General features: G+C 65.5%; 19 protein-coding genes and 1 pseudogene. 7 read left to right on the plus strand and 13 right to left on the minus strand.

The features are described 5' to 3' along the window. Positions 1–85 precede the first annotated feature (85 nt). Positions 86–733, minus strand: a complete 648-nt coding sequence (locus GGD61_RS14595; protein WP_183230831.1) for a cell envelope biogenesis protein TolA — start codon at positions 731–733, stop codon at positions 86–88. A gap of 390 nt (positions 734–1,123) precedes the next feature. Here GGD61_RS14595 and GGD61_RS14600 point away from each other — a divergent pair, with 390 nt between their 5' ends. Beyond that, positions 1,124–1,297, plus strand: a complete 174-nt coding sequence (locus tag GGD61_RS14600) for a hypothetical protein (protein ID WP_177237474.1) — start codon at positions 1,124–1,126, stop codon at positions 1,295–1,297. Positions 1,298–1,412: 115 nt separating this feature from the next. Further along, positions 1,413–1,763 carry a zinc ribbon domain-containing protein YjdM gene (locus GGD61_RS14605; protein WP_183230832.1) on the plus strand — a complete coding sequence of 117 codons (351 nt, stop codon included), beginning with the start codon at positions 1,413–1,415 and terminating at the stop codon, positions 1,761–1,763. Positions 1,764–1,770: 7 nt separating this feature from the next. Here the strand turns inward: GGD61_RS14605 and GGD61_RS14610 are convergent, their stop codons facing one another. Then, entirely contained in the window at positions 1,771–2,691 is a 921-nt protein-coding gene (locus GGD61_RS14610; protein ID WP_183230833.1) for a DMT family transporter, read from the minus strand. An 80-nt stretch (positions 2,692–2,771) separates the two neighbouring features. Further along, the gene (locus tag GGD61_RS14615; protein ID WP_183230834.1) at positions 2,772–3,194 is read right to left on the minus strand and encodes a nuclear transport factor 2 family protein; all 423 of its coding nucleotides are present in this window, start codon (positions 3,192–3,194) and stop codon (positions 2,772–2,774) included. A gap of 125 nt (positions 3,195–3,319) precedes the next feature. Between GGD61_RS14615 and GGD61_RS14620 the strand changes: the two genes are divergently transcribed. Continuing rightward, complete coding sequence (locus GGD61_RS14620; RefSeq protein WP_183230835.1) at positions 3,320–3,880, plus strand: bifunctional transcriptional activator/DNA repair enzyme AdaA; 561 nt, start codon at positions 3,320–3,322, stop codon at positions 3,878–3,880. A gap of 18 nt (positions 3,881–3,898) precedes the next feature. Here GGD61_RS14620 and GGD61_RS14625 read toward each other — a convergent pair whose 3' ends face one another. The 4 genes from GGD61_RS14625 to GGD61_RS14640 all read right to left on the minus strand — a co-directional run bounded on the left by GGD61_RS14625 (position 3,899) and on the right by GGD61_RS14640 (position 5,249). Then, entirely contained in the window at positions 3,899–4,045 is a 147-nt protein-coding gene (locus GGD61_RS14625; protein ID WP_183230836.1) for a hypothetical protein, read from the minus strand. A 293-nt stretch (positions 4,046–4,338) separates the two neighbouring features. Further along, positions 4,339–4,587 (minus strand): hypothetical protein, encoded by a 249-nt coding sequence (locus tag GGD61_RS14630; RefSeq protein ID WP_183230837.1) that lies wholly within the window; start codon positions 4,585–4,587, stop codon positions 4,339–4,341. Positions 4,588–4,759: 172 nt separating this feature from the next. Next, a complete protein-coding gene (locus GGD61_RS14635; RefSeq protein WP_246784235.1) occupies positions 4,760–5,014 on the minus strand; it encodes a hypothetical protein in 255 nt (84 codons plus the stop codon). Positions 5,015–5,078: 64 nt separating this feature from the next. Next, a complete protein-coding gene (locus tag GGD61_RS14640) occupies positions 5,079–5,249 on the minus strand; it encodes a Flp family type IVb pilin (protein ID WP_183230849.1) in 171 nt (56 codons plus the stop codon). A gap of 327 nt (positions 5,250–5,576) precedes the next feature. On the opposite strand from GGD61_RS14640, the gene GGD61_RS14645 reads away from it, so the two are divergent. After that, positions 5,577–6,881, plus strand: coding sequence for a hypothetical protein (locus GGD61_RS14645; protein WP_183230838.1), 1,305 nt, complete (start codon positions 5,577–5,579; stop codon positions 6,879–6,881). Positions 6,882–6,884: 3 nt separating this feature from the next. Here the strand turns inward: GGD61_RS14645 and pdxY are convergent, their stop codons facing one another. Together pdxY and GGD61_RS14655 are read right to left on the minus strand one after the other, a co-directional pair. Beyond that, on the minus strand, positions 6,885–7,703 hold the full coding sequence (gene pdxY, locus GGD61_RS14650; protein WP_183230839.1) for a pyridoxal kinase: 819 nt from the start codon (positions 7,701–7,703) through the stop codon (positions 6,885–6,887). A 45-nt stretch (positions 7,704–7,748) separates the two neighbouring features. Further along, positions 7,749–8,379: pseudogene (locus GGD61_RS14655) on the minus strand (TetR family transcriptional regulator). Between the two features lie 97 nt (positions 8,380–8,476). On the opposite strand from GGD61_RS14655, the gene GGD61_RS14660 reads away from it, so the two are divergent. The 3 genes from GGD61_RS14660 (at position 8,477) to GGD61_RS14670 (ending at position 10,244) form a co-directional block, all read left to right on the plus strand. Beyond that, a complete protein-coding gene (locus tag GGD61_RS14660) occupies positions 8,477–9,142 on the plus strand; it encodes an O-methyltransferase (protein WP_183230840.1) in 666 nt (221 codons plus the stop codon). A gap of 188 nt (positions 9,143–9,330) precedes the next feature. Beyond that, on the plus strand, positions 9,331–9,675 hold the full coding sequence (locus tag GGD61_RS14665) for a multidrug efflux SMR transporter (RefSeq protein WP_092262009.1): 345 nt from the start codon (positions 9,331–9,333) through the stop codon (positions 9,673–9,675). After that, on the plus strand, positions 9,675–10,244 hold the full coding sequence (locus tag GGD61_RS14670) for a TetR family transcriptional regulator (protein WP_092262008.1): 570 nt from the start codon (positions 9,675–9,677) through the stop codon (positions 10,242–10,244). Before GGD61_RS14665 ends, GGD61_RS14670 begins: the two co-directional genes overlap by 1 nt. 14 nt (positions 10,245–10,258) lie before the next feature. Here the strand turns inward: GGD61_RS14670 and GGD61_RS14675 are convergent, their stop codons facing one another. From GGD61_RS14675 to GGD61_RS14690, 4 genes are all read right to left on the minus strand, one after another. Next, positions 10,259–10,579, minus strand: coding sequence for a hypothetical protein (locus tag GGD61_RS14675; RefSeq protein ID WP_179731385.1), 321 nt, complete (start codon positions 10,577–10,579; stop codon positions 10,259–10,261). 71 nt (positions 10,580–10,650) lie between these two features. Then, positions 10,651–10,857, minus strand: coding sequence for a hypothetical protein (locus tag GGD61_RS14680; RefSeq protein ID WP_018322958.1), 207 nt, complete (start codon positions 10,855–10,857; stop codon positions 10,651–10,653). A gap of 267 nt (positions 10,858–11,124) precedes the next feature. Next, positions 11,125–11,352, minus strand: a complete 228-nt coding sequence (locus GGD61_RS14685) for a hypothetical protein (RefSeq protein ID WP_244550826.1) — start codon at positions 11,350–11,352, stop codon at positions 11,125–11,127. Between the two features lie 212 nt (positions 11,353–11,564). After that, complete coding sequence (locus tag GGD61_RS14690) at positions 11,565–12,362, minus strand: peptide-binding protein (protein ID WP_312012645.1); 798 nt, start codon at positions 12,360–12,362, stop codon at positions 11,565–11,567. Positions 12,363–12,416 lie beyond the last annotated feature (54 nt).

Genomic DNA, 12,416 nt, shown 5'->3' on the forward strand with positions numbered 1-12,416 from the left:
ACTCCTAACCGGCAGCCGCCTCAGCCGGGACTGGATGGCATGGTAAAGGAATTGCTCTCGCGATCTCTTGGATCGTAGCAAGGCCCTACTCCCGCGCGCGGCGCAGGTTCTGCTCCAGCTTCGCCCGCTGCTTGTCCCAGCGCGCCTCCTCCGCCGCGGCGCGCTCATCCAGTGCGGCCCGCTCGGCGTCGATCTCCTCCGCCTTGGCATCGTGCTCCCGTCTCGCTTTGTCCAGCGCCGCCTCGGCGAGGGCGACCGCCTTGTCGCGGCGCGCGCGCTCTTTGGCGCGGGCGGCCTCCTCCTTGCGGCGCTCGGCCTCGCGCCGCCGCTCCTCCTTCTCGAATGCCGCGGCGGCCTTGCGGGCGGCCTGATCGTCGATCTTGCCGGATGATTTGTTGGCGGCCTTGGAGGGAGCCTTCGTCGATCGCGTCTTGCTCTTGGCCTTGCGTCTGGGCCTGGCGTCGTCATCGACGAGATCGGTGGGCAGCTCGGCGCTTTCGGTGAACCGCCCGTCCGATCCCACGGGGCGCCTGAGCACGACGCCTGGCTTTGCCATGGTCGCCGCGACGATATCGGGATCGTCAGTCTCTTTCGCCGCGCCCTGATGGAACAGGTTGGAGCTGGCGCCCCAGGCCTCCAGCGCCGCCTTCATCGAAGGCGCGGCGATGGCCTGGTCATAGAAGCCGAGCGAGGTCTGGTAGGTCTTCAGTTTTCGTTTCGGTTTTGCCGGCATGTGGTCCCGTTATCTCGACTGCCGGCGCAGCGTAGCCCGGATGGAGCGAAGCGCAATCCGGGTCTTGTCTCGGAAGGATGAAATCCCGGATTACGCTTGCGCTCCATCCGTGCTGCGCACTCCGCTCAAAGCGCCTCGCGGACGAGCGGCACCATCGCATCATGCCACTGTTTTGCCCGACGCATCAGAACATTATTCGGCACAACCGAAAACACGAGCCTTATCAAGGCTGTCTCTACTGTGCATGGGGTTGTTTTCGCGATTCGATGTGTCGGAGGTGTTGAGGCAGTCAACTCGCAAGGGCGACATTGCCTCATGGATCAAGCCGGTCGCCAGGATCGCGGCAACCGCATAGGCTCGCGCCCGTCAACGACTCACGGAGGCATCACCATGAACGGCAATCGCTCTTACGGCGTCCGCGTCGAGGGCGCGAAATACGGCGTCGGCTTCGGCTCGGCACTCGCCATCGCGATCTCCTACACCAACAACCATTCCATCCTGTGGGCGATCATCCACGGCATCCTGGGCTGGTTCTACGTGATCTTCGTCGCGCTGTTTCGGTGATATCGCACCGGCAGCGTCGCAGGCCGCAGCTTTCGCTTGCTTTCCCAAATCCTGCCCCTACGGTCGCGCCGCGAACGAAGCGTTGAGACGAGCGAAGGGTTAGACCAGACTTGCCATGACCGACACGATGAAATGCGCCGCCTGCAGCTCCGAGCACGCCTATCAGGACCGCGATCTCTGGGTCTGCCCGGAATGCGGCCATGAATGGAGCGGTGCGGCGGAGGCGGCGGCGGACACCGCGCAGGACGCAAGCGTGCGCGATGCCAACGGCAATGTGCTCGCTGACGGCGACAGCGTCATCGTGATCAAGGATCTCAAGATCAAGGGCTCTTCCTCGGTGGTGAAGGGCGGCACCAAGGTGCGCAACATCCGCCTGCAGGACGCCAGCGACGGCCACAACATCGCCTGCAAGATCGACGGAATCGGCGCGATGAACCTGAAGTCGGAGTTCGTGAAGAAGGCGTAGCTCGCGCTTACCTTTGCCGCTGCGCCAGATAGAACCCGCACAGCACCGTCACCAGTCCCGCGGCCTGCAGCATCGTCGGCGGCTCGCCGAGCAGCAGCCAGCCGGTGAGCAGTGTCAGCGCCGGCACGCAGGCCGGAAACACCGCCGCGCGGGCAACGCCGAGGCGCTGGACCGAGACGGCGTAGAGATAGAGCGCGGCGGGGCCGGCGAGCACGCCCTGCGCCAGCGCCTGGATCGCGTTCTCGGTCACGCCGATCGCCGCAACATGGCCGAGCCCGACGGTTGCGATGTAGACCGGCAGCAGCAGCAGCGACAGCACGTTGATCACCAGCGCAGCCGACACGGCCGAGACGCGCCAGTGGCGCAGAGCTGCGCCGAAGCCGGCGAACATCAATCCGGTGAGCACGAAGATCAAATCGCCGAGCACGCCGTCGGCCCCGATATGGCCGATCGATTCCGCGCCGATCACGCCGAGGCCGCCGACGATGACGACCGCGCCGGCAAGGCGCGAGGCGGAGATGTGCTCCTTCAGCACGACCGCCGCGAGCAGCAGGCCGCCCAGCGTCGCGCAGGAGGGCTGGATCACGCTGCCATGGCCGAGCGGCACGAACAGGAAGCCGGTGTAGGAGATCAGCGACATCACGGGGCCGCCGAGCACCATCAGCACGAGGCCCCTGCTCCAGCCGATGCCGCAGAGATCGGAGATGCCGGCGCGGAACACCAGCGGCAGGAACGCGATCCCCGACCAGACATAGCGATGCACCAGGAGATCGACCGGCGTGAAGCCGAGCTTGAGGCCATGCCGCGTGGCGGCAAAGCCGAGCGCCCAGAACAGCGCCGCGGCAAGGCCGCAAGTGACGCCGAGCAGTGCCGGCGCCGCAATCTGGTTCTGAGATAGAGCGTCGGCGCCGCTCGTTCGCTGGTCCATGGGGTCAAGCCTTATGTCAGCGCGTATATCGGCTCAACCCACGCGGCTGCAGGGCTGGCACGCGGCGGTGATTGTGGGACTCACGCATCAGCCTCCTGTTCGAAGACCATCCGCCATCCCTTGCGCGTATCCATGTATTCCCGCACCTGCCGGAACCGGTCGCCCGCCACCGTGAACACGAAGCAATAGTCGTTCTCGTAGGGCTTGCCGCCGGGCAACGTGGCGCGCATCCGTTCCTCCACGATCACGACATCGCCGTCGGCATAGACGCCGCGGAACGAGATATCGATGTTCGAGAACATCCTGTGCATCTCCTGCGCGATGAAGCGCGCGATCTGGTGCGGTCCCACCATGTGGTCGGTGTGATCGAGCGCGACGGCGGTGGCATTGCCCTTCGGCGCGATCCATTCGGCGTCGTCGGTGAACAATGCGGCGATGCGCTCGGCATCGCGCGTCGAAAAGATCTTCCACGCGTTCAGGACGATATCTTTTGGGCTGGACATGATGCGCTCCCTCGTTTTCGTTGAGGGGCGCCTTCTAGGCCGCGATGCGCCTTGCAGCTCGCCACAATCGGACTCGGTCATCCCGCAGCCCTTTCGCCGCTGCCCTCATGCGTTATGATCCGGCCATGCTGAGCTTCGATGTCTGCAACGCCGCGCGCCTGCGCCGCGATCCCCGGTATGACGGCCGCTTCTTCACGGCCGTTAAGACCACGGGCATCTATTGCCGCCCGGTCTGTCCGGCCAAGCAACCGCTGACGCGCAACGTCGCCTATTATCCGACGGCAGCGGCGGCCGAAGCCGCCGGCTTCCGGCCCTGCCTGCGCTGCCGGCCCGAAACCGCGCCGTTCTGCCCGGCCTGGAACGGCACGCGCTCCACGGTGGCGCGGGCCATGAAGCTGATCGATGACGGCGCGCTCGACGAAGGCTCGGTGGTCGATCTGGCGATGCGGCTCGGCATCTCCTCGCGTCATCTGGCGCGCCTGTTCGAGCGCCACGTCGGCGCCACGCCGCATCAGCTTGCCAGGACGCTGCGGGTCCAGCGCGCCAAGCGCCTGCTCGATGCCGGCGACGACAGCATGACCGATATTGCATTCCAGGCCGGCTTCGGCAGCCTGCGCAGATTCAACGCCGCCTTCGCCGAGCTCTACGGCCGCTCGCCGTCAAGCCTGCGCGCGCGGAGAGCTTAGCGCGCGGCGGAAGATCGCTCAGAAAAATCCGGGGCTGAGATCGAGGCCGTAGGTCAGGCTCAGCACGAACACGAACAAAGCGGCGGCGGCGAACAAAGCTGTCTGCTTGAGAATGAACGCACGCGGCGACGTGGTGGGGGCAACGACTTTCTGCGCAACGGGCATAATGGCCTCCATTATGATTTCAAAATTGGCCGCAACAATGCGGCGGCCGCATCAAGCAATGCGACGTGCAAAGCAACTGTTAAAAGGATCAAGCCCGTTATGAACGGGCATACATCACCGGCACATTCACGCGAACTTGTTCGCGGCCGGATTCTCAATCAGCGCATCGGTGTCAATTCATCGTGCCGAGATCTTGCACGATGCGCGATGCGCGAGCAGCGTCGAGTTCGATCACGTGATGCAGATGGGTCCCGCCTCTCCGCGGAACCCATCTGCCGTTCACGATGTCAGCTTTAGTGGGCCACGCCAACGGTCGCGGTCTTCACCTTGCGCGGGCTGAGCGCCTTCGCCTGGTGGACCGAGGCCAGCGTGGTCGGCGCAGCGGTCTGCTGCTCGACATGCGCGGCGCCGAGGACGCGAACCTGCAAGGGCGAGACCGGAAATCCGTTGCTCTCGTAAGTCGGCAGTTCGGCGGCGAAAGCCGCGGTGCTGCCCGCGATCGTCAGGATGGCGGCGGCGATCGACAGAGTCTTCTTGTTCATTGGTGATGCTCCTGAGTGGAAGAGTCGGAGCATATTTAGGCGCGTTTTGCTGCAATGCGACATGCTTTGTTGCATTGCAACAGCGCGTGTTATGCATGGCGATATGTTTAATGCGTACAAGGCGTTGGCCGAATCACCGCCGGCCGCGACATGACGGTTTTATGGACGGTGCTCAGCCACCCAGCACATTGCCCCAGCCATCGAACAGGTAGGCCTTCCAGGCCACGGTTCCGTCCTCACCCGGGCGGCTGGCCTGGCGGTAATCGTCGGCCTGGTCAGCGGTCCAGGTGATGATCGTATCCGTGAGGCGATCGTGCAGGATGGCGGGCTCGGTGGGATCGAAGGCGTCCATGGGACGAAGCGAGGAATGCGTCATGGCCGACCAAACGCGCCAGCCGCAGCAAAGTTGCGGCAACGCGTCAGGCAAGACGCCCTCATCAAGCGGAGGATGCCCGCTCCGCACCCCGTCATCGATGCCGTGGCGCAACGCCCTATTTCAACGCGGTCGCCAGCGCTTGCAGCTTTGCGACGAGATTCGTGCCGAGCGCATAGATGATCTCGATGATCGCGAGCGCGATGCCGGCTGCGATCAGGCCGTATTCGATCGCGGTGGCGCCGGATTCATCGGCGGCGAATTCAGCCCATTTGCATTTCAACTTCACAATCGTGTCCTTCCCAACTCTGCCGGAACGGCCGGCAGGCGAGAAATGCACGACCACAATCCAAGATTGAGTAAACCCAATGGCTTCAAGTTGATGACAATGAACGCCGCATTTGCCCACGATTCCCTTGAAAACTGCGGTGGGAACTCGCGTTGCAGCTTGGCAACACCTCCGCGAAAAGCCCGATTTCACCGAATTACGCCATTGCGTCGCCACACGGTCCTCCGAACAATCGAGGCGCTGCGTGCCTTTCCGTGCAAGATTGTTTTTGCATCATGACTGTTCCGACAGAGCGTGTCCGAACAGAACCGTTTGGAGGCAGGGATCATGAACGATCGGCGGTCTCTTCTGGTGGCGGTCGCGTGCCCCTCGGCCGTTCTCGCCGGCTGGCTGGCACTTTCCCTCTCCGCCTATGCCCCTGCCCTCATCGAGAACAGCGGCGCCAATGCCGCTGCCGTGTCGCGCGCGAAAGATCTCAGCCGGCTCGACCTCGCGGACGTGCCGCACGCTGCGACGATCGAGGACGGCATCGCCTTGACCGCCGACATCGCGGCTGCCGTCGCTGCGGCCCCGGCCCCGATGATCACTGAAGCGGTGTCCGAGCCTCCCGCCATCAAGCTCGCCTCGGCAGATCCGGCGCTGATCCTTCCGACGGAGACGCCGCCCGCGCCGCAGATATCGCCTGAACCAGAGCCCGTCATCAGCGAGACTGCTCCAGTTGCAGCGCCGGCGCCCGTCAAGCTCGCATCTGCCGATCCCACCGAGATCGTGACGACCGACGCGCTGTCCCCCGCGGCGATCGCGAGCGGCCCCGTCACGCCTGCGAGCAAGGCATCGCCGCCGGCCGACACCGTCGCCGTACTCGACGAATGCTTCGTCATGGATGCCTGCATCGACCGCTACCTCTGGGCGCTCTATCAGCGCACCGCAAAAGAGGACTCGATCAAGGTCCAGGAGCGCCGCGCCGTCACCATCAAGCGCAAGGGCAAGACGGTCACGGTGATGCGCAGCTTCACCAAGCTGGTCGACCAGGATTTCACCTGGAAGGATCCGAAGGCCGCCGAGCACGCCGGCATGTCGATGATGGACTACGTCATCGGCGGCATGGACAAGAGCTTCAAGCGGAAGCTGTTCCGCACGCTGCTCGCTGCGGAAGCCGCCGGCCTCTCGCCCGGCATCACCAGCGCGTTCCGTGACGATTATCGCCAGTCGATCGCGAGCGGCCTGAAGGCCGCCTCCGACCGCTCCTATCACGGCGGCAGCACGCGCGGCGGCTACGGCCATGGCATGGCGGCGGATATTGTCAGCACCCAGGGCAATAACCGCGCGCAGCGCTGGGTCTCGACGGAAATTCTGTGGAAGTGGGTCGACGCCAACGGCAAGGCCTACGGCATCGGCCGGCCCTATCTCGGCCGCGATCCGCCGCATGTCGGCCCGGTCGACGGCGCTGAATACATCTCAAAGCGTGGCACGAGCGAGCGCAAGGAAGTCGCCAGCGCCAAATCGAAGAAGACGCGGACTGTTGCGAGCGCCAAGCCGTCAAAGGCCCAAAAGGCACAGGCCGCGCGCGAGCAGAAGAGCCCGGCCAAGCCACAGAAATCTGCGCAATCGACCGGCAAGCGCGCGACCTGAGGCCTACGGCTGGTGTCCCGGCGTCGGCAGCGGCACGAGCCGCATCTCGGCCGTGCCGGCCTCCTGCGTGCGCACGAGCACCGCAAAGATGGTCTCGACCGCAAGCTGCACCGCGGCCTCCGTCGCCTGGCCCTTGGCCAGATGCGCGGCGATCAGGCCGGTGATGAGATCACCGGTGCCGTAGGGGCGGATCGGTAGGCGCGACGTCGCAAAGCGCGACAATTGCCCGCCGGCGCACAGGATGGTTTCCACCTGCCCTTCCGCCGTATCGGCGAGCGTACAGCCAGTGGTGACTATTTCGATGCGGCCGGTCCCCGCCAACGCCGCACACGCCGCGCGCAGGCCCTGCGCATCCGCAATTCTGAGACCTGAGAGCAGCTCGAGCTCGAACTGGTTCGGCGTCGCCAGCTTCGCTGCCGGCAGCAGCCGGTGCCGGACCACGTCCAAAATGCCGTCGGCGACATAGACGCGGCCATCATCGCCGATCACGGGATCGCAGAGATAGACGAGCTTGGAATTCCGCGTGAGCGCCCGCTCGACGAAATCGGCGATGACGGCAGCGTTGCCCGGCGAGCCGAGATAGCCGGTGACGAGCACGGCGGCCTCATCGACCAGACCGCGCTCCTCCACGCCCGTCAGAAGATCGGCAACGAGCTCGGTCTCCAGCACCCGCCCGCGCAGGCTCGGATAGCGCGGATGATTGGACAGCAGCGTCGTCGGCACCGCCGCAACGTTCACGCCCTCCGCCTGGATGGCATAGGCTGCCGCGCTGTTGCCGACATGGCCGTGGACCACCTGGCTTTGAATGGAGATCACGAGCATGAAAGAGGTCCGTAAGGTCAAACGTCGTGTGTGGCAAGAGTAGCCTCAGCGTCGCGCCAGCTCGCCGAGGTAAGCGCAGAACATGTCGGCCAGCCCGTCGGCATGACGCGCGATCTCGGCCTCGCTGCGCGACGTCTCCGAAAACCGCTTGCCGACCTCACTCAGCGTCGTCTTGATCAACTCGCCGGCAAGCGCGCGGGTCGCCTCGGAGGCTTTGGGCAACGCTTCCCGCATGAACGCCGCGATGATCCCCTCGCCGGCGGCGCGCGCGTCCTGCGCCTCGGGCGCGTCGCGATAGAGCGGCGCGGCATCGCTGAGCGCGCCGCGGATCGCGGCCTCATCGCACTCGGACAGAATGAAGGCATGGACCAGCGCGCGCAGCCGCGCCGGCGGTGGCTTCACCCGGTCTTCGAGGATGTCACGCAAGAGGTCACTTGTGCGCCGCCACTCATCGCTTTGCAGGCGGAACAGGATCGCGGCCTTGTTCGGAAAATATTGATAGAGCGAGCCGACGCTCACCCCGGCCCGCTCCGCCACCCGCGCCGTGGTGAAACGCTGCGCGCCCTCCTTGGTCAGGACCTGAACAGCAGCATCGAGAATGGCTGCGACAAGCTCGCTGGAGCGGGCCTGTTGCGGCTGTTCGTGAAGAAATTGAACGGCTTCGACGATCGGCCATGGCTCACTCAGGCAATGCGAATAGGAAATGCGACGAATTAGTCGTATTTCACTCGGCACGCAAGCACGCGTTTCTTCGCCAACTCTGGAGACCTCATATGACCACCCCGACCATCACATCGCTTGCGCCGCTGCTGGACCGCCTGTTCGACGAGGCCGAGGCGGCATACGGCGCAACGCGCGCCGCCGTCGCAGATTTGTCCGACGCAGATCGGGCGCGCTTGATGCGAAGCAAGACCGACTATCGCGACCTCTACGGACGCCTGAAGGACGCGCCGCTCGCGGTCTCGCGCGAGACGGGCCACCTGCTCTACATGCTGGCACGCAGCTCCCGCGCCCGGGTGATCGTCGAGTTCGGCACGTCGTTCGGCATCTCGACGCTGCACCTCGCCGCAGGCCTGCGCGACAATGGCGGCGGCCACCTCATCACGAGCGAGTTCGAGCCGTCCAAGGCGGCGCGGGCGCGGGAGAACCTGATCGCCGGCGGCTTGATCGATCTGGTCGAAATCCGTGAAGGCGACGCGCTGAAGACGCTGAGCGCCGATCTGCCCGATGCGATCGACTTCGTGCTGCTCGACGGCGCCAAGGCGCTCTATCCGGATATCCTCGATCTGCTGGAAGGCCATCTCGAACCGGGTGCGATTATCGTCGCCGACAATGCCGACGACAGCCCTGACTATCTGGCGCGCGTGCGCGCGCCCGGCAGCGGCTACATGTCCACGCCCTTCGCCGAAGACGTCGAACTCTCGATGCGGATCAGCTGAACACCGGCCGAAACGCCACGAAAGCTTGAAGCCGCTGCGCGATCCATCGCGCGGCGGCGTCCTGCTGCGTTGCCGGGTGTCGCAGCCGCGTCACGCACACGTGATACCTCGTCCTGGCCAAAGCCGGACACGGCGTGCTAAACATACCTACCGCGCGGTATCTTTCTATCGCCCCGCCGGAGCTGACCATGACCTCCGCCTTCAGTGCCTACGCAGCGCTCGCCCTCGCCATCGTTCTCGAGGTCACGGCGTCCGCCTTCCTGCAGCAATCCGCCCAGTTCAGCCGCCCGTGGCCGACGCTGGCGATGGTGCTGTTCTATGTCGCCTCGTTCTATGCGCTGTCGGTGGCGATCCGCGTCATCCCCTTGAGCATCGCCTATGCGATCTGGGGCGGGGTCGGCATCATCCTGACGGCGACCGTCTCCTTCGTGCTGTTCCGCCAGATGCTGGACTCCGCGGCCTTCGTCGGCATCGCGCTGATCGTGTCAGGGGTCGTGGTCATCAACCTGTTCTCGCAGACCACGGCGCATTGATGCCGGAGAACCGCTACACCCGCGCCAAGCAGCCCGAGCAGGTCCGGCGCGCCCTGCTCGACTGTGCCGCGGCGATCGCCATGGACCACGGCGTCGCCGGCGTCACGGTGCAGGCGGTCGCAGTGGCGGCGGGCGTCACCAAGGGCGGGCTGTTTCACCACTTTGGCAGCAAGCAGGCGTTGATCGAGGGCCTGTTTGCCGACTTGCTCGCGCGCGTCGATACCGAGATCGACGCCGCGATTGAAGCCGATCCGAAGCCTCGCGGCCGCTTCACGCGGGCTTATGTGAATGCCGTGTTCACCGGCAAGGCCTTCGGCTTCGCGACCCCATGGGCGGCGTTGAGCATGGTCGTCGTCACCGATCCGCCGCTGCGCCGGCTCTGGAACGACTGGATCAAGGCGCGCCTGAAGCGTCATCGCACGACCGACGACGCGCCCGATCTGCAAATCGTGCGTCTGGCCGCCGACGGCGCATGGCTCTCCTATGTCACGACGGGACAGACGCGGATGAGCGCCGAGCTACGCGCCGTGCACGCACGGCTGCTCGCGCAAACCAATCGGCGCAGATAGCGGCCTCGCACGCCCTACTGGCTCTGCACCGGCTTGGGCGGATGCGGTGCGGACCGGGTGGGCTTCTTGGCGGGTTTGGCAGCAGCGCGCGGCGGCGGAGTATCGACTGACTCAAGATACGCCGCGAGCGCCTTGGCCGAGTCCGAGCTGGTCGCGTAGTGGTCCTTCAGGAACCAGGTTAACGTCAGGCTGAAGCGACCCTTGGCAAGGCCGCGCGGGCTGCGATGGCAGGTCGCGCAGCCCTCAGCGAAGAGCTTTGCGGGCGGCTTGCCGGCGTCGAGATTTTGCGCGGCGGCGACCGTCACCGTCAGAACAGCGGCGGCTGCAAAAGTCATCACGGGCACGATCCGATCGCGCCCCAGTCGAAACAGCGATCTCAAATGCCGTCCCCTCGCCCGCCTTTCGGTCACGCCGCCGACAGCTGATCGAACTCCGGCGGTGCGTAGGCCTTGCCGTCCTGGTCGGTGATGACGACCCGCCACCCCTCGCTCGCCCACACCTTCGCCTTCGCCACGATGAGCAGCCGGCTCTCGCGGGCGAAACTGTACTTCTCGTTGTCGCGTTCTGCGACCATCTTGTAGGCCAATTCGCATCCCCTTGCGTCGCCCTGCACCCGGCCTCCTCGTGGCAGCGGGCTTTGGCGGCAATTCGCCGGGAGCATGGCAATTTGGTGCCATCCGCAGGCATGGCGCCGATGATCGGCGCCGGCGACCGGCGTCGAGCCGTGCCCCGCTGGGATGCGATTCCGGCCCGCCGCAGGTTCTCCCTGCGACGACGGGGCCGTCTACCAGCCGTGCTGGACCATGGCGTGCCGGATCGACCGCCGGGGGCGGCCCGTCACGGCAGCAACGGAACCGAGCGTCCCATGGCCGAGCCCCCGCTAGTGCACGCGGATGATGTGGGGTCGGCCGAGATCGATCAGCCCCTGCACCGCGGAGAGGCGGTCGTCGAGGGCTGCGATGGTGAGCAGCAGGTTGTTGCGACGCTCGTCGAGCATGCCCATCTCGGCGCCGGTGAGCTTTGTGCTCGTCCGTTCCTTGTGGATCCCTTCGAGGGATTCGCGCAGCCCGGCAATCAGGCCGGTCAGCTGTTTGGCCTCCTTCGTCATCGAACGCTTCGCGACATTTTGGCGGCGCGTCTCCGCCTGGCTCTGTCTCATATCATCCTCCCGTGCCCCGCTGCCCCGAGTGGATGCTTACACCTTTGGGTAGACATGTTACGATCGATGAAATCTGCCCGCGAAGATCTGACTTAAATTGTAAAGGCCTCGGCACGGCGAAGAAAAAGCCCGGCATCAGGGCCGGGCTTTTCCTTGCAAAGCTAGTGCTTCTGATGTCCGCCGGCGGGCCCGCCCGCCGGGGCGCCGCCGCCACGCGGGGCGGCATTGATATGCGGAGCACCACCCCCGCCGCCGTGCGGCATGGCAGGCGCGGCCGCGCGCGGCGCCGGCATCTGCGCACGGGCATTCATCGGCGAACCATGGCTCACGCTTGGCTGGGCGACATGCGGCGTCGCGGGACGTGCTGAAGGCGCGGCCGACGCACGCGGCGCTTCATGCGTGCGGGCCATCGGCTGCGCGCGCACCGGGGCGCGGGTCGGGGCCTGCTCACGCATCATGCGGGCTTGTGCATCACGCGGATTGCGGGTCTGCACATTGGTCCGCTCATGCGCGATGCGCTCACTTGGTCCAACGCGGGTCCGGTCGGGCGTAACCGCAGCGCCGCGCTTGGCGACCGCAGCGTCCCGCCTCGCGATCGCAGCGTCACGCTTCGCGATCGCCGCGTCGCGCTGTGTAGTCGCGGCGTCGCGCGTTGAGATCGCGGCGGCTCCTTTGCCGCGCACACCGCTGCGTTCGAGTGCGATCGCCCCGTCGCGCGTTGCCGCGCGGCCGATGCGGGCCGCACGCGGATCAATCGTCATCCGCGTCGCGACGCTCTGATGAGAGGTCCAGTAGTTATTCCAATAGGCATGGCGTCGATACCAGGGACGTCCCCCATAGTAACTCGACCAATACGAGGTCAGCACGAAGGGAACGACGGGCACATCGATCTGGTCGACATAGTCGGGGAGATAGACGTAGGGTCTGTACCTAATTAGCGGGTTCTGATTCCCTCGCACCGAGTTGATTCGGCACGGGGGACTTCGATGCGCAAAGGACTGTTCTGGCTGAAC

The sequence above is a fragment of the Bradyrhizobium sp. SBR1B genome, assembly GCF_014198205.1.
GTDB lineage: Bacteria > Pseudomonadota > Alphaproteobacteria > Rhizobiales > Xanthobacteraceae > Bradyrhizobium.